The organism is Butyricimonas sp. BSD2780061689_150309_C8 (genome assembly GCF_015560935.1).
GTDB lineage: Bacteria > Bacteroidota > Bacteroidia > Bacteroidales > Marinifilaceae > Butyricimonas > Butyricimonas paravirosa.
Genome location: NZ_JADMSV010000025.1, coordinates 69629 through 86851, shown reverse-complemented (window position 1 = coordinate 86851; position 17223 = coordinate 69629). Strand labels below are relative to the sequence as shown.

The following is a 17223-nucleotide window of genomic DNA, read 5'->3' as shown; positions in this document are numbered from 1 at the left end:
GACCACCGGGAAAAGGGAGGGAAAGGCGGCACGACCGGGAAAAGGGACCGCGCTCTCGCCCGGCAAGCACCTTTCATCGACACCCGTGAACGTCTTTGAAACGTCCTTGATTCGAATTTGATACGCCTTTAACTCCTGTCTTCTACCCGTTCGCGCCCTGTCATCACCCCTTGCTCGGGGTTAAAAGGGGAACGGGCTACCACGAGAACTCGACAACTGCTCTCCAAGAACTCGACAACCACACACGCCAGTGTTCATGCCATGTATATGCTATGTATATGCTATGTTCATGGTATAGCCCAACGGCGAAGTAGCGCCGAGGAAAACACCGACAGGAGATAGTGAAATTACAAATGTTTTAAAGCCAACTTGATAAGATTCTCAACTGTTTCGACCTTTTCCGAAGCCAAAATCTTGTCCAAAGTCTTCGCCACCTGGGCTCGAGCAAAGCCCAACATCACCAAAGCAGCTTGTGCTTCTTCCCGAACCGCACTCGTAGAAAGACTCAACCCCTCTACAGGAACACCCTCTTTACCTACTTTATCCTTCAATTCTATAATAACACGCTGAGCAGTCTTCACTCCAATTCCCTTCACGCTCTTTATAGCATTTACATTCTCTGTAAGTATCGCTCCAGTAATCTCCTCCACCGACATCGAACTCAACATGACATTCGCAGTGTTAGCGCCAATCCCGGAAACAGAAATCAATGCCCGAAACAAACTTCTCTCCTCCTTAGAAAAAAAACCATACAACAAATGAGCATCTTCCCGCACGATCTGGTGAATATAAAGCATAACCTGATTCTGGGAAGCGATCTTAGAATAAGTATTAACCGAAATATGAATATAATACCCGACCCCGCCACAATCAACAACCGCATTTGCCGGAGTTGCCTCCACTAATTCACCTTTTATATATTCGTACATAACAATTGAAAATTGAAAATTGAAAATTGAAAATGACAGGGCATTTCAATTTTCAATTCTATGTTTATTCTACTAGCGGAAACCGATAAGTTTACGCACTTCTTTCATCGTAGTTGCCGCACTAACCCTTGCTTTCTCGGCCCCGGCCGCAGCAACCTTATCCAGATTATCTGGGTTAGCAGCGTATTCCATGATTCGTTCCCGAATCGGAGAGCAGAAATTAATAATATCTTCCGCCAACTGTTTTTTCAAATCTCCGTAACGAATTTCACAATTATTATACTTCTCGTTAAAATAATCATACGTGTCTTTCGAAGAAACGACATCCATCAAGGTAAATAAATTCTGGATCACCTCCGGTTTCACGCTGTTCGGCTCGGTTGGCCCGCTATCGGTTACGGCTTTCATCACCTTTTTACGTATTGCTGCAGCATCGTCAACCAGATAAATAGCATTTCCCTCTGATTTTCCCATCTTCCCGGAACCATCCAACCCCGGAATCTTGATTCCTTCTCCCGTGTAGGAGAAAGATGCCGGTTCCGGGAACAACTCACTCCCGTATATGGTATTAAATCTCCGGGCAAATTTCCGGGCCATCTCCATGTTTTGCTCCTGGTCTTTCCCGACAGGCACTTTATGAGCCCTGTGTATAATAATATCCGCGGCCATCAACGTGGGATAGGTCAACAAACCTGCATTCACGTTATCCGGCTGTTTACGAGCCTTTTCCTTAAAAGTAGTCGTGCGTTCCAACTCGCCAAGATAAGCATTCATGTTTAAATACAAATACAACTCGGCAATCTCCTTTATATCACTTTGCACGTAAATTGTCGCCTTCTCTGGATTCAAACCACAAGCGAGGTACTCCGCCAGAATCTTCCGCACGTTCTCCACCACGTTACCCGGGTGCGGATGCGTCGTTAACGAGTGCCAATCGGCAATAAAAAAGAAACATTTATACTCGTCCTGCATTTTTAGAAAATTCTTCACCGCACCAAAATAATTTCCCAGGTGCAAATTACCCGTAGGCCTAATTCCACTTACTACTGTCTCCATTGTCTGAAATTTACGAATTTAAAACATACAAAGATACGGTTTTATTCGTTTTGTACAACTATGTATCAAAATGCCCCGGAAACAATATTCATCATCACACTATATAACCACCTACCCATGAACCGGTAAAATTCATTTTTATTGTACTTGGCGAAAACAACCGTCTCTCGCTTACCTTATCCAGATCAACACAATGATTACCAATACATTACATCCATTTCAAACAAATACACGCTTTTTAAAACGTTTTCAGCAAAGTAAGATATTGATAGACAAGGAGAAAAAAATATTACAAAAATGGATGTTGTTATATTATTTTTCCTACTTTTGAAACGCAAAGTCTAATTAATAATTTTAATTTAAACATGGAAGGTTACGAAAAGAATGACGGTATGGAAATGAATGATCGGGATGAGATCTATTCAAAACCGGTGAGAGCAGGGAAAAGGACTTATTTTTTTGATGTAAAAGCTACTCGTAATAACGATTACTATCTAACGATTACTGAAAGCAAAAAGAAACTCGAAAAAGACGGTTCTCAGAATTACGAAAAGCACAAGATCTTTTTATACAAAGAAGACTTTGATAAATTTGCAGAGGGGCTTGACAACGCTGTCGCTTACATCAAAGCAGCTCTTAACGGAGAAACAATGGCAGTCCAAGAAGAAGTTGAAACAAACAAATTTGACGACATTGATTTTGACGATCTATCCAAATAACCAAAAAAGCTCTTCTTTGCAGAAGAGCTTTTTTATTATCGTATATATCCGTAAGGAATTTTTGCCAGACCTTCTGCCAGTTGGTTGATTCCCTTTTCCAGTTTTCCCTTCAGCAACATTTTCATCATCATGTTCAACTCCGCCTCTGCCGTTATTCGTAACCGGGTATCATAAGGGCCGTTATCCAACAACTGAATCCATACTTGAAATTCAAAAGGCAAACGTCCATCCCCCTCCAGTTTAATCAATTTCGGTTCTTCTCTCTCCACAATTTTCATCCCCATTTCACCAACGCCTTTTACCATAAAAGTGCAGGCATCTTCCGTGGTGCGAACGTCCTCGATCTTGTCAGCCAGTTCCGGCATTTGATTACCGGCCCCCATCTGGCGAGCCGTCTCGATCAATTTCCCGATCTTCGAGAAATCAGAAAGAAACGCGTACACGTCTGCAATCGCACTATTTATTTTCTGAACGTCACTAACAACTCGTGTTGCCATACCTTTTATTTATAAGATTCCGGGCTCAGACGCCACTCCTTCAACTTGGCCACATCGCTCTCCTGCACGTACCCGGTCTTCTGGGCCAGGTCAATCATGGCGTTGTAGTCACTCAACGTATCCAGTACGCAATGAGCATTCGTGAAATTATCTATCGCTTTCTGGAATCCATAGGTGAAAATAGCCACCATTCCCAACACGTCACATCCTGCATTTCTCAACGCCTCCACGGCCTGCAAACTGGACCCCCCGGTAGAGATCAGATCCTCCACCACGACCACTTTTTGACCTTCTTTATATTCACCTTCAATCAGATTTTCCAACCCATGATTCTTGGCAGCAGAACGCACGTACACGAACGGCAACCCCAATTCCTGTGCAACCAAAGCTCCTTGGGCAATAGCACCGGTTGCCACCCCGGCGATCAATTCCACCTGTGGGTATTTTGTTTTAATCAAATTCACGAACTGGTCCCGAATATACGTACGTACTTCCGGGTAAGACAACGTCTTCCGGTTATCACAATAAATGGGAGATTTCCACCCGGAAGCCCATGTAAAAGGGTGATTCGGTTCTAATTTTATCGCTTTGATCTGTAGCAAATGTGACGCTACTTGTTCTGCAACAGTGTTCATATCTGTCTATTATTTTAATGGTTATTCTTTACTTTCAGGGTGCAAAGGTACAAAGTATTTTTCAAAAGCCATTCGGATAGCATACTGAATCTCGGGATATTCTCCTTCCAGCTTGCCGGATTCAAACAACGTGCTAATCCCCTGCAAACCGGGAACAATCGAGTCAATAAAATGAGGTTTTCCCTCGTGCAGACCGCGTAATCCAAACGCACCCATAGCCTGTAACAAACGCACCAGCACGAAATGATAATATATTTCCCGGAACTTTTCCGCGAATCCCGGCTCGCTCTTCGTCAATTCCCGGATATAGAAATCTAATAATTCTTCCTTTTGACTTTCAGGAATTTTCACTATCGCATCATATAATAAGGACGCCACGTCATAGTGCAAAGCCCCTTGCCTTCCTCCCTGGTAATCGATAAAATACACCTCGTTATCAACGACCATGATATTTCTGGACTGGAAGTCCCGGAACATAAAACCATCCGCCCCGGCCATGACCAGTTTCGCTGTCAATCGATCAAAATCATTCTCCAGCCGATCCTCGTCGACCTCCACTCCCGCCAATTTCAAAAAACAATATTTAAAATAGTTCAAATCCCACCGGATACAACGTTCATCAAAAACAGGACGAGGCAGACATCCCGAATAATCCAGTCCCTTTCCTCCCTCCAACTGGAATTTCAACAACTCGGACAAGGCTTTCCGATACAATTCCATGGTATGCTCGCTCAGGAATTCACCCTCTCGCTCCCGCTCCACGACATCCAGCAACATATCCGGCCCCAGATCATCCTGTAAATAACAAAACCCGTCCTCCGAAACACAATACACGTGCGGAACATGCAAACGGGATTTTTCAAAATGCCGTGTAAAATCCACGAACAAACGATTTTCCCGCAAATTCTCGTGGTACACACCCACGTATGTCCGGTCTCCCGTGAACACCCGGTAATATCTCCGGGCCGAACCGGACACCGGCAACGGCTCCACTCGCCGTGCATCACTACCACTATATTGTTTGAATAGAGTTTTTATTTTTTCTTCCATAACTCTGATTATTCATTCTCTCTCATTTCTTTTTCCGACAATCCAACACGTATTTATATCATTCCGAGTAACGTCGATCAGCCATATTAAGCATGTTCGATGTACTGAAAATATATATTAATTTTTATCTCGCAGGCAAAAGTAAAGAAAAAACCTCAATTCACGCCATCATACAATATAAAGGCGAAACTAATGGGACTGTCTCAAAAAGTCAATTTTAAACAACGACCCCCACTAACTCCCCCTTGCACAGGGGGAGAAACCGCATGGTAATCAGCTCTCCCCCTGTGTAAGGGGGAGCTGGAGGGGGTAGTTGGCAAATACAAGCAGGACTTTTTGGACTGCCCCGTCAAAAGTCTATTTTCAAACACCCTCCCCTCTTCGGGGTACTTCCCCTCAGGCAGAGGAAGAAAGAGAATGACCATGAATAGGATTTATCTAACGACCTTGCAGGAAGAGAATTTCTCGAATTTACATATATTTTTCAGACCAACCATCTCGCTATAAGATAGTTATCCTCCAACAAGTGCTTTATTACTCCTATAATACGCTGTTACTCTATTGTTTGGCTAGGTTTTCTCCGTGTCTTCTCCGTGCTTTCTCCGTGTCACTTGCGAGTGATCGCCGGAGGAAACAATTTAAACGCGGCACGAATCAAGACGAAGACATATAGGAACATTGAAGGAACATTGGCATGACCTAGAGGTAATCAAACAACGACAAAAGTTTGTTCAACAAAATTTAAACAGGCTTTAAAGAAAACGATATCCAAAATCGTAATCATTCCAACAGGGATTCTCTTTAACAAAAACACCCTTCAAAATCAATCGATTAGGAAGGGTATTTGTGCCCAAGACAAGACTCGAACTTGCACAGCCGAACGGCCACTACCACCTCAAAGTAGCGTGTATACCAATTTCACCACTTGGGCATTTTTTTAACGGCGCAAATATACAGTATTTTCTCGTTACCGCAAAACAAATAAGCGGTATTTTAACCCGAATTTCACGAAATAAACAGTAAAAAATACACCCAATTCTTACCGCTTTTTCCAGTAACTAACAGCAAAACAATGCGTTTTATCCAAACTTTCATTTCTCACTTGGTGATATACTTTCACACAATTTTCTTCCTCCTCAACATGACATCCGGCACACACAACACTATCCGGTAACACTTCATGTTCGTAAATAATTTCCAACTCCGTGATCTCGTGGTCCTTCAAAAACTCGTAAGACAAAGAATTAGTAACCCAGCGCACATACGTGGCTTGAGTGACGTGCTTGTTGAAATCGATATTATCGTATGTTGCCGTGAAACGACGGGTGCTTTCGAAGTCTATCGGCATTTTTTTCGTATCCAACTCGAAAGGAATTTCCCGAATGCCATCCACGCAGAAAGCGGCGGTCTCCGTCACGCAAGCCGGCAAACGCACGGGACGGCGACGATTTACATCTATCACCATCCACTCTGAAGTAGCCCGCAATAAAACCTCTTCTCCTGCCACCATTCTAAAATCACGAATCGCAAATAAACGATCAATACCCGACGGCCATGTTTCCAACGTCACGTTCTCCCCCTGTTCCGGCATCCGGTTAATCAAAATATGTAACTTGTGCAGCATCCATGTCAATCCTTGCTCGTTCAACGTGGGCACGTCTATTTTCAGCGCGTAAGTCTGTACGTTCGCCACGTCATTAAACAGATCACACAAGGACTTCATGATCAAGCGTCCTTCCAAATCCGTATAATGCCCCCGAATATCTATCTCTTCCGAATATTTTACCATCCCGTTCTAATTTTAGATCCTATCGTTTGAGTGATTTAATGATTTGCGATTACGTGATTTCCACCCACAACCTCACCCCCCTTTTTAATCTCCTAATCATTGAATCGTCAATCACAGAATTTTTAATATCACTTTTATATCACGTTTACTTCCGGTTCCAACCATACTCCAAACTGAAGGAACACGGATTTCTTTATCTCGTTAGCTAAATGTGCAATTTCTATGCCAGTTGCCCCGCCCGTGTTCACTAACACCAGCGCTTGTTTGTCGTGTACCCCGGCATTGCCGACAACTTTTCCCTTCCACCCGGCAGTTTCGATTAACCACCCGGCAGCCAATTTCACGTGCCCTTCATCCACGGTATAAATCGGCAGCGCGGGATACTTTTCCAGCAAGGCATCCGCAACTGCACGTTCAACCATCGGGTTTTTAAAAAAACTCCCGGCATTAGGCAATACCTTCACGTCCGGCAATTTAGCCTCCCGTATGCGAATAATGGCCTGCCGTATCGTTTTTAACGAAAGTTCACCCAAACGGTTTACTTCATCTTTCACGCTCCCGTAATGTAATCTAAACTCGGGATGTTTTGCCAAACGGAAAGTGACATACGTTACTAGAAAACGGTTCTTCCACTCATGTTTAAAAATAGAGTCCCGGTAACTGAAACGACATGTTTCGGCATCAATCGTCACCCTTTCACCCTTCACGATGTCCACGGCTTCCACCCGGTCAATACATTCCCCGACTTCCATCCCATAAGCCCCGATATTCTGCACCGGAGTTGCTCCCACATGGCCGGGAACCAGTGAAAGATTCTCCACCCCTCCGTACCCGTGTTCGACAGCCCACGCCACGAAATCATCCCACACGACACCACTTCCTACCCGGACAAACACGTACTTATCATCTTCCCTCACGATCTCGCACCCTTGCATCACGGGATAAAAGACAACCCCATCAAAGTTCTCCGTGAACAAGAAGTTACTTCCCCCTCCCAAAAGTAGAATTTCCTCCGGGTCTAACTCGTATGATCCCACGAATTCCAATAATTCGCTCTCTTGATCACACTTCACAAAATATTTACAAGCCACGTCTATACCAAACGTGTTATATTCTTTTAAACTAAAATTTTCGTTAATCTCAATCATTCTATTTCTGTCTATTAATCAACTCCACGATCTCTTTTCTCTCGCAAAGGTAAAATATATCAGGAAATAAATCACTAAATTTGCCCCATTAATCCAAAGTGTCTATGATCTCATTACCGCCAGCATTTACAGAAAGGATGCAGCAGCTCCTTGGAAACGAATCGGAAACCTTTTTCCAAGCGTTAGTTTCGGAGTCCCCCACTTCCATCCGGTTAAACCCAGAGAAAACGGCAAACACCGATCTCCCCTTCTCGGAATTACTTTCCCGACAAGTACCCTGGTGCAGTAATGGATACTACTTGAAGGAGCGTCCCTCGTTCACCTCCGACCCGTTGTTACACGGGGGAGCTTATTACGTGCAAGAGGCCTCCTCCATGTTCCTACAAGTCGTTCTTCAGCAGATAAGCGGGGATACCCCTCTCCGGGTTCTCGACCTATGTGCGGCTCCGGGTGGTAAATCCACGTTACTGGCAAACAATCTGCCCAAGGATTCACTACTGGTTTCCAACGAAGTAATCAAATCAAGAGCCTCCATTCTCAAAGAAAATATTATCAAATGGGGATACGATCATATCGTTGTCACCAATAGCGACCCCAATCGTTTCACGGGAATGAAGGGTGCGTTCGACATGATTCTCGTGGATGCCCCCTGTTCCGGGGAAGGCATGTTCCGGAAAGACGAGAAAGCCATCACGGAATGGAGCGAGAATAATCTGCGTCTTTGTGAAGAGCGTCAAAAAAGAATACTTTCCGACGTGTGGGATGCTCTCGCCCCCGGGGGCTATCTCGTGTATAGCACGTGTACTTACAACCCCGGAGAAAATGAAGATATATTAAACTGGATTTTAACCACGTTCGATGCATCATCCGTTGAAATCCGGCATAATTTTACAGCCATCACCCCGTCCCCCTCTCCTCTCCACGGGTACCATTTCTACCCGCACAAAACTAACGGAGAAGGTTTATTCATGGGAGTCATTCAAAAAAATGACGGGACACCCTTTACCATGAAAAAAGAAAAGCGAGCTACCCCGTCCCCCGCAGTCAAACTCCCGGTAGACATTCTCCCCCTCCTGCCGGACATGACAAAATACACGCCTTACATCGCAGGAGAAACATTAGGCATCCTTCCCAAACAACACGCCGAATTTATCCAATACCTTTCCTCCAAAGCCGGGGTCATTTATAAAGGATGTGAAATCGGAGAATGTATTAAAGGGAAGACGAAACCCGCCCACGCTCTGGCCCTATACCACAAACTGCAACAAAAACACGTTACCCGTCAAGAAGTGGACCTCTCCACGGCCCTCCAATTCCTACGCAAAGAAGACATCCGTTTCGAGGCCCCTCAAGGGGAATGGATTCTCATCACCTACAAAGGCATCGGGCTAGGCTGGGTAAAAGAAGTCGGCAACCGGGTAAATAACTACTACCCCAAAGAATGGAGAATTAAAAAATTGTAGATTTTAGATTTTAGATTCCAACCACACAAGGCCCCCCGGCTGCCCCAGTAACCGTAACCAAAGAGCCTCGCAGGGCTCCACCGACCTTATGAACCTTATAAACTTTATAGACCTTATGAACTTCTATCTCCTCTTACTCTTCCTCCACCGAACAATAGCGCTTGATGATACTATAAGAATCCGTTAATCCAAGCTCCCCGGCCTTACTCAAATCCACGTTAGCAGCACTCCGGTTTCCTTGGTATATATAGAGTAAGCCCCGGTTAAAATAAGCCTCGGCTATATCCTTATCCACTTCCAGCACTTTCGTGTACATATCAATTGCTTTCTGAATCTCACCGCTCTTAGCGTACACGTTAGCAATATTAAACATGGCAAAAACGAACTCCGGATCAATCTCCAAACATTTGTTATTCCCCTCCAGCACCAAAGAATAATCCACGTTTCGCTCCACTTTTTTCTCCTCACCCACGACACGGGAAGTCTTCTCTTCTATCGACTCGATGTAATCGTACATCCGGGAACGGGCGCTTGCCAAGTTCATCAAAGCGAACAGATGATTCGGGTCACGCTCTAACACCGCACGGAAATCCTCGATCGCTTTCGTGTAATCTCCCCGGTTCAGATACAACGACCCACGCAGCAACAAAGCATCCGTGACATTCTTGTTTTTCCGAATATCCGAAGACAAACTCTCGATATAATTATCCTCGAATTCCCTCGGGTAATTAAATTTCTTATTTGAAACTGTCAAGGCCGGGTTATAATTATGCTCCTGATTAAACTTCATGATCCGCTTGTCGAAATATTGCACTTTCCCTTTCCGCAACGTATCCAGCGACAGGTATTGCACGATAAACATATCCTGCAATTCGATAATCACGTTCCGGTCTTGCAAACGTCCGTTAATCACGTCTTTCATCCGGTCATCCCGGGAGTTTATATCTATCAATCGCTTGAAATTCTCTGTGGTATCTACCAAGGCATTCTGGTCTCCGTCTTTCATTCGCCGGTATCGGTCCATGATCTCCTCCGCCTTGTAACGGTCCTTTTCGGCCGCATCATAATCCCGCATATCCATGCTCGTCGCAGCCCTTGCCAGATAGGCCTTCACGAAATCCGGGTATATTGATATACTTTGAGAAAAGTCGTTATAAGCTCCCTCGTAATCCTTGATCTCCATCTTCAACAACCCGCGGTTGAAATAAATCAGTATGTTATCCGGGTTCATTTCCAACACTTGGTCAAAATCTTGAATGGCATTATTCACATCCCCGATTTCCGACCTCAACAAAGCCCGGTTATAATAAGCATACGCGTAAGTACTATCCACCTTCAAGACTGCCGTGTAATCCTCCAGTGCCTCGGGATATTTCTTCATCTCGTACCACGTAATCGCCCGGCTCATAAGAATCCGCTTGTTTTCCGGGTTAATCTTCAAAGCCTTGTTGTAATCCTCTATCGCGTCGTGATACTCTTTTGCTTGAAACCTTAAATATCCCCTCAAACCATAAGCATCATCCGAGAACATATTCAATTTGATGGCCATGTTACAATCTGCGATGGCTCCTTCTTGATCACCCAGTTTCTCCCGCATGATTGCCCGGTTCAAATATGCCGGTAATAAATTTTTATCGATAATCAACGCCTTCGAATAATCCTTCTCCGCCGCCTTGTAATCTCCCATATCAGCCTCGGTAATTGCCCTGTTCGCGTACACGTAAGCCTCACCCGGATTGATTGCGATCGCCGTGTTATAATCATGCATGGCCTCCTCGTACTGTTTCATATTATGATAGGCAATCCCCCGATACATATAAGCATGGAAATAGTTCGGGTTCAGTTCAATCGCCTGCGTGTAATCCCGGATAGCTCCCTCGAAATCATCAAGGTTCAACTTTGCCAGTCCCCGGAAAAAATAAGGTTCGGATAAAAAGGGCTTTATCCGTATGATATTATTGAAATTCTCGATCGCACTCACGTAGTCGTCAAACATGATCGCACTCTTCCCCACTCGCAACATATTTGCCGTATTCCATTGTGCCGACACCCCCAATGTCGCCAAACAGAAGAATATAATAACGCCAAATTTCTTCATTCGATAAACATATATTTTCGGGGATAAAGATAATAAAAAAGTTCGCATCTTTATTATATCCCCCTTTTTACCCTCCCAAAAATCTCTCTCTCGTATGATATTATCAACTCCATCACTCTTTTTCCTGCATACCAAAACTTACATACTTGTTCTACGTCCTCGCTACCTCCTCGTTAATTGTCCGTTCCTATAAAGCCATACTTCAACGATAGAATAACGAACACATAACGGAAATTATCCCCCTATTTAAGTTTTCAATTTTATTCATATATTTACAAAATCATAAAGAAATAAAACAACAACAGAATATTACAAACACATCTTGCAGAAGTAATTGAATACTCTTATTTCAAGATAGAGTACCATTTTCAACTTAACCACTCTGAAAAGTAGGCTAATTCGCTGATATATCAAAGTTTTATAGTAACTTTGTATTTGAAACCAAACGCTTACTATCCGATGGCAAAAATTACAGTAAAGGATACCGAAGTCAATGTAGTAAAAGTCAAAGGAGAGGATTATATCTGCCTCACCGATATGTTGCGTGCCAAGGATGGGGATTTCTTCATCACCGATTGGCTGCGTAACCGCAATACCCTTGAGTTCATCGGTATTTGGGAGAAAGTCTACAACCCCAATTTTAATTATGGCGAATTCGCCATAATTAGGAACCAATCGGGTCTTAACAGTTTCAAGATAAGCGTCAAGGAGTTTGTAGCTCGGACTAATGCCGTTTCTCTACAAGCAAAGGCAGGGCGCTATGGTGGCACATATGCCCACAAAGATATTGCGTTTGAGTTTGCCATGTGGATTAGCCCAGAGTTCAAGGTCTATATCGTCAAGGAATTCCAGCGTCTAAAATCAGAGGAGCAGCGGTTAATTGGTTGGTCTGCGAAACGTGAGCTGTCGAAAATCAACTATCGTATACACACTGACGCCATCAGGCAGAACCTTATCCCGGAAGAAGTCACCCATGCACAGGCAAGCATCATCTATGCTAATGAAGCGGATGTATTGAACGTGGCGATGTTTGGTGTCACGGCAAAGCAATGGTGCAAGGCTCACCCTGACTTGAAAGGGAATATTCGTGACTATGCCTCCATAAATGAACTGATATGTTTGTCAAACATGGAGAATCTAAATGCCGTGTTCATAGAGCAAGGCATATCACAACCAGAGCGTTTGATCAAGCTTAATCAAATAGCAATCCATCAAATGAGCATATTGGAAAATAACGATAATGACCGTAAACTATTGAAATAAATCAGACATATTATTACGTCATCTAAAAGATCCTACATCTATTAGCGGGACACATGGAATTACATTTTTCAAAAATCCTAATTATAAAGCCTAATCCATAACATTTACACAAAGATCGTGTCATGGATGAACGACTATGATTGCAAAGTAAAGAATTTTCATGACTATAAAGTAAAAAAGGGATTCATTGGAATGATCGAATTTCTTCTATGAAAACCTTTGTACAACAAACCTGATACTCTCGGGAGTATTCATACCCGTTACATGACGGTAGAGCGGCTGTTAGGTGACAGTTAGGTGCTATTGCCCGATTGTCGCCCAATCATTGCCGCCATTTTAACAGATGGGAAACAAAAAAACAGACTCGAAAACCACACCAAACGGGCCAATACGAGACTATTCACTCCCAAGAATAAAATTTTGGACCGCTATATCCCTAGGAAATGCCCGAAATAAAGAATACCAGATTATATAGTTTCTTAATTATATCAGATAGAGTCCTAATAATCTTCTGCAAAAGATACGAACAAAAAAAGCTATCCGTCATGGATAGCTTTAAGATATTTTTTAGAAGAACTAAATTAATAGTCGTTTCTACGAGTTTCTTTCACATCCGGGATAAATCTCCAAGTAGAATTACTAAAATATGTAGCAGATGAACTAGAAGTTGCACTAGTCGGATCTGGACTAGTTCCCCCCGTAGTATAATATCCGTAACCATCTGCAACAAAAGAAACTGCACCAACAGCCGTCATTGCAGACGGAGCAAGGTCCTCCATTTGATGCCATTGGTCTTTTTTATGATTGTATTTCCACACTGTTCTCGGATTATTTCCCATACCAGTTGCGATATAGGCATAATTTTCACCGTCATTACCTCTATTAGAAATAAAAGAAACAGCAAATGCTCTTGGAATTCGATCATAATCCTTATCTTGTCTTACACCAGGCTTATCCGTCAACGCTTGCATTTCTTCCCAAGTAACCTTACCGCCACCTTGTGGAGTGCATTTTATAACATCTTGTGCATATCCAGAACCTTTTGCTCCCAAACATACATAAGCAGCACCATTAATAACGAAAGCCGATGCTCCATATTTTTGATCACCTTTATATCCTAAATCATCTTTAAACCAAGTCTCTGATTCTGGATCAAAGCAATAAAAATCTTTGAAAAGTAATGCCTTATCAGCACGTCCCGTTCCAACATATGCATAATTGTCTAACGTAAAAGCGACAGCATCCCGACGAGCCTCTCCTGGAAAAGGATCGGTTATCTCAGTCCAAGTCTCAGTCTCCGGATCAAATCGCCAAAAATCACTCAAAAATTCTTTCGGACGATCTTCCTCTCCTTCTACTCTATTAGCAGAAATATAACCTAACCCAACATAGGCATATGTCTTTCCACCATGTTCTGCAACAAATGCAACAGCTCCATGACGTCCTTTCCCCTCAAAATCATTACGTACATCCGTCCAAGTTCCGTCTTTCAAATTATACTTTTTGAAATCTTTATATTCAGCCAAATCAACACCAAATCCTAATCCTACATAAGCGTAATCTCCAATAACAAAAGATACAGCTTGATTCCGCAATCTACCACTAAATTCAGGAGCTTTTGCCCAGTCACCTAAATGATCATCGTCATCACAAGCGACAAAAGCAAATCCTAAAATGGCTAGTACTAATAAACTAAATGTTCTCATACTTTTTCCTACTTGATTATTTATTTGCAAATTCTATAATGTTTTCTCTATTTCAAAAGGCAAAACTACATATTTTATCATGAAATCCAACAAAACGAGGACAGAAATGTCATGTGTTCTTTTTTTTTAACCTCTCATTAGATAAAATACAAGTCCAAATATCGATTTTTTAGAAAATAGTTATACCTTCGCATCTTGTTATAAAACAAAATCGAGACACATGAGAATATTCTTTATCGCATTTTTTTTGTTATCATTATATGCGTGTGACAATGACCTTACGACGATTGGAGATAATTTAATTCCCAACGATCACTATGTAGAAGTAACACGTTTCATTCTAGACGAAACTTCTACCATTAAATTAGATTCATTCCCGACATCCAGTATGTCAACAACCAGTACATTCCAACTCACAATGGGAAGAGTCGAAGATGATTTTACGGGAATCACAAAAGCAACTCCTTATTTTCAAATTTCACCTAATGGTTTCGCTAGTAATGTTACCTGGGAATCCAATTGTATGTACGATTCATTAACATTAGAAATACCTTACCCCAGAAATTTAGCAGGGGATACAACTAGCTATCAGTCTTTTGACTTATACCAATTGAAGCAATATATGGTCTACAATCTAGACAATCCTATATTTTGTAATACAGATTCATTACCATGGGATAAAAAACTATCATCACTAACAATTTATCCACAACAAGAAAGTTATACAAGAAAACTTTATTTCAGAATAAATGATGCATTGGGCCAAGACTTATTTAATAAAATGAGGTCTCGAGATCCCATGTTCGAAGATCGTAATTTATTTATGGACTATTTTAAAGGTTTAGCTATTGTTCCTAATGAGAAAAACTCTTTATTAACATCTCTTGATGCATCTCAAATAAAACTTCAATGCCATTACCACATTGGAGCAACTGAAGATTTATCTTTTACTTTACCCATGTATTCTTCCGGGCAAAATGTTAGCTATGCTTATACGAATATAAAATATAAAGCTTGGGAAAATTCTCCATTAAATGCTGTCACATTCTCTGACTCCATTCCTTTTCAAAAAGAAAATAGAGCCATTATTGAAGGTATGAGTGGATTCATGTTAAAAATAAAAGTACCTTTTATTGCTGATGCGTCCAAGTATAAAACAATTATAAAAGCAGAAATCGAATTACGGCCTAAAGTTGATATATGGGAGAATATTCCAGAACCACAACTATTAAGTGTATATGTTGTCAGAAGTAACAACTATGTCAAACAAGTTTTAATGGATAATTCTTCAAATAATATATACGGTATTCTATCGCAAAATATAATGAATCCTGATAGTAAGAAATATACTATAGATCTTACTGATTTTTATATTCGGCAAGTAGAAGGAGTTCAACCTTTAGATAAAGAAATATACTTATTAATTGGTCTACCAGGTTATATTTACTCTCCATGGGATGGTTATCAAATATTCGCCGGGGATGTTTATAATAAATATCAGAGGGCTATCTTTGAAGAATTACCTATATTCAGCATATATTACAGTAATTACAAGTAAACGAATCATTACGTAGTGTCAAAAATGAAACTTATGAGAAAGTTATTAGGATGTATCATTATTTTATTGATAACAATAAATACTTGGGCGCAAAATAATTCTGGAACACCTTATTCAAAAGAAGGTTTTGGATTATTGCCTGACAATTACGGAGCGTTTACAGGAATGGGTGGAGTTTCTGCCGCCATGCGCGATAATTACAATATTAATTTTTTAAATCCGGCTTCTTATACAGCCTTAGATTCTGTCAGATTTTATTTTCAATCCGGAATCACAGGGGAATATGTTGATATTTCAACCAACAAGATGCATACAAATTATAAAGTTGCTCAAAATGGAGAAGTTGTAATGGCTTTCCGTGTCTATAAAAAATTATTCGCATCGTTTGGTATTCTTCAACGATCAAATCGAGGATTCGATGTACTATATAATAATGATGTGCGAGGAGATTATTCCATGCGCTATATCCAACATATAGAAGGTGAAGGGGGATTAAATGAGGTTTATTTAGGAGCGGCTTACCAACTGGGACGTCTATCCTTAGGTGTAAATATGTCTTATTTATTCGGGAGAATTGATGACCGTTTGACATTGGTTTTACAACCAGCCACTAGCGGTTATTATATGAAAACGCAAACAGTTACCCAAATGGGAAGTGCTTTATTTACATTAGGAGCACAATTGCCGTTTTCTATTGGTAAAAAAAATAAATTTGTAGTAGGTACAAGTTTCAATTTTGGAACTCCACTTCACGCTAATCAGACTTTTGTTTCATACAAAATAAGTAATACGAATTCATCCATGATAGCTGTTGACAATGAATCTTTGGAGAATAGTAGTGTCTTTTATCCATTTAGAATTGCAACAGGACTTTCTTACCAACGTAATCAAAAATGGCTTTTTGCCGGAGATTACACATTCCAGAATATGTCACAATATGAAGAATTCCACACAAACAAGGAGTATCAAAACTATCATAAAATAGCCATTGGGGCATATCTGCAACCCAACGAAGTTGGACGTTATTGGTGGCAAAGAAATAAGTATATGGCTGGAACTTATTTTACCAGATCACATCTTAATTTCAATTCTACAGACATCAATACTTATGGCCTAACCGTCGGAACTCAAATGCCTCTTCGCTTGGCTCGCCAAGAGTTGATGTTGGGAGTTGCCGTTGATTTAGGTATGCGCGGAACTCACCGAAATAACCAGATTTTGGAGAAGTACGCAAAATTAAGAATAAACATTGCCTTTAAAGAAATCTGGTTCATGAAAGCTAAGATTCATTAAAGACACAATATTTCATATT

At 41.5% G+C, this 17223-nt stretch carries 14 protein-coding genes and 1 tRNA gene; 5 read left to right on the top strand and 10 right to left on the bottom strand.

Annotated elements, in window-relative coordinates; translation table 11 throughout:
• Positions 1 to 347: 347 nt before the first annotated feature.
• Positions 348 to 929 (bottom strand): Holliday junction branch migration protein RuvA, encoded by a 582-nt coding sequence (gene ruvA / locus I2I33_RS16425; protein ID WP_087421915.1) that lies wholly within the window; start codon positions 927 to 929, stop codon positions 348 to 350.
• 72 nt (positions 930 to 1001) lie between these two features.
• Positions 1002 to 1985: a tryptophan--tRNA ligase gene (gene trpS / locus I2I33_RS16420; protein ID WP_087421916.1), complete on the bottom strand. Its 984-nt coding sequence runs from the start codon at positions 1983 to 1985 to the stop codon at positions 1002 to 1004.
• A gap of 365 nt (positions 1986 to 2350) precedes the next feature.
• Between trpS and I2I33_RS16415 the strand changes: the two genes are divergently transcribed.
• Positions 2351 to 2704: a DUF3276 family protein gene (locus I2I33_RS16415; RefSeq protein WP_027201276.1), complete on the top strand. Its 354-nt coding sequence runs from the start codon at positions 2351 to 2353 to the stop codon at positions 2702 to 2704.
• A 35-nt stretch (positions 2705 to 2739) separates the two neighbouring features.
• On the opposite strand, the gene I2I33_RS16410 is transcribed toward I2I33_RS16415, so the two are convergent.
• The 6 genes from I2I33_RS16410 to murB form a co-directional block, all read right to left on the bottom strand.
• Complete coding sequence (locus I2I33_RS16410) at positions 2740 to 3201, bottom strand: SRPBCC family protein (RefSeq protein ID WP_087421917.1); 462 nt, start codon at positions 3199 to 3201, stop codon at positions 2740 to 2742.
• 5 nt (positions 3202 to 3206) lie between these two features.
• On the bottom strand, positions 3207 to 3836 hold the full coding sequence (gene pyrE, locus I2I33_RS16405) for an orotate phosphoribosyltransferase (protein WP_027201274.1): 630 nt from the start codon (positions 3834 to 3836) through the stop codon (positions 3207 to 3209).
• A gap of 21 nt (positions 3837 to 3857) precedes the next feature.
• Positions 3858 to 4886 carry an aminoglycoside phosphotransferase family protein gene (locus I2I33_RS16400; protein ID WP_087421918.1) on the bottom strand — a complete coding sequence of 343 codons (1029 nt, stop codon included), beginning with the start codon at positions 4884 to 4886 and terminating at the stop codon, positions 3858 to 3860.
• Between the two features lie 847 nt (positions 4887 to 5733).
• Positions 5734 to 5817 (bottom strand) — tRNA-Leu (locus I2I33_RS16395).
• Between the two features lie 108 nt (positions 5818 to 5925).
• Entirely contained in the window at positions 5926 to 6675 is a 750-nt protein-coding gene (locus tag I2I33_RS16390; RefSeq protein WP_087421919.1) for an acyl-[acyl-carrier-protein] thioesterase, read from the bottom strand.
• Positions 6676 to 6809: 134 nt separating this feature from the next.
• Positions 6810 to 7823 carry a UDP-N-acetylmuramate dehydrogenase gene (murB, locus tag I2I33_RS16385; RefSeq protein ID WP_195666851.1) on the bottom strand — a complete coding sequence of 338 codons (1014 nt, stop codon included), beginning with the start codon at positions 7821 to 7823 and terminating at the stop codon, positions 6810 to 6812.
• Positions 7824 to 7927: 104 nt separating this feature from the next.
• Between murB and I2I33_RS16380 the strand changes: the two genes are divergently transcribed.
• A complete protein-coding gene (locus I2I33_RS16380) occupies positions 7928 to 9286 on the top strand; it encodes a methyltransferase RsmF C-terminal domain-like protein (RefSeq protein WP_195666850.1) in 1359 nt (452 codons plus the stop codon).
• Between the two features lie 133 nt (positions 9287 to 9419).
• Here the strand turns inward: I2I33_RS16380 and I2I33_RS16375 are convergent, their stop codons facing one another.
• On the bottom strand, positions 9420 to 11384 hold the full coding sequence (locus tag I2I33_RS16375) for a tetratricopeptide repeat protein (protein WP_229128348.1): 1965 nt from the start codon (positions 11382 to 11384) through the stop codon (positions 9420 to 9422).
• A 459-nt stretch (positions 11385 to 11843) separates the two neighbouring features.
• Between I2I33_RS16375 and I2I33_RS16370 the strand changes: the two genes are divergently transcribed.
• Positions 11844 to 12647 carry a KilA-N domain-containing protein gene (locus tag I2I33_RS16370; protein WP_087421921.1) on the top strand — a complete coding sequence of 268 codons (804 nt, stop codon included), beginning with the start codon at positions 11844 to 11846 and terminating at the stop codon, positions 12645 to 12647.
• Positions 12648 to 13228: 581 nt separating this feature from the next.
• On the opposite strand, the gene I2I33_RS16365 is transcribed toward I2I33_RS16370, so the two are convergent.
• The gene (locus I2I33_RS16365; protein ID WP_087421922.1) at positions 13229 to 14353 is read right to left on the bottom strand and encodes a Kelch repeat-containing protein; all 1125 of its coding nucleotides are present in this window, start codon (positions 14351 to 14353) and stop codon (positions 13229 to 13231) included.
• A gap of 220 nt (positions 14354 to 14573) precedes the next feature.
• Between I2I33_RS16365 and I2I33_RS16360 the strand changes: the two genes are divergently transcribed.
• Positions 14574 to 15911: a DUF4270 family protein gene (locus I2I33_RS16360; RefSeq protein ID WP_087421923.1), complete on the top strand. Its 1338-nt coding sequence runs from the start codon at positions 14574 to 14576 to the stop codon at positions 15909 to 15911.
• Between the two features lie 33 nt (positions 15912 to 15944).
• The gene (locus I2I33_RS16355) at positions 15945 to 17204 is read left to right on the top strand and encodes a hypothetical protein (RefSeq protein ID WP_087421924.1); all 1260 of its coding nucleotides are present in this window, start codon (positions 15945 to 15947) and stop codon (positions 17202 to 17204) included.
• Positions 17205 to 17223 lie beyond the last annotated feature (19 nt).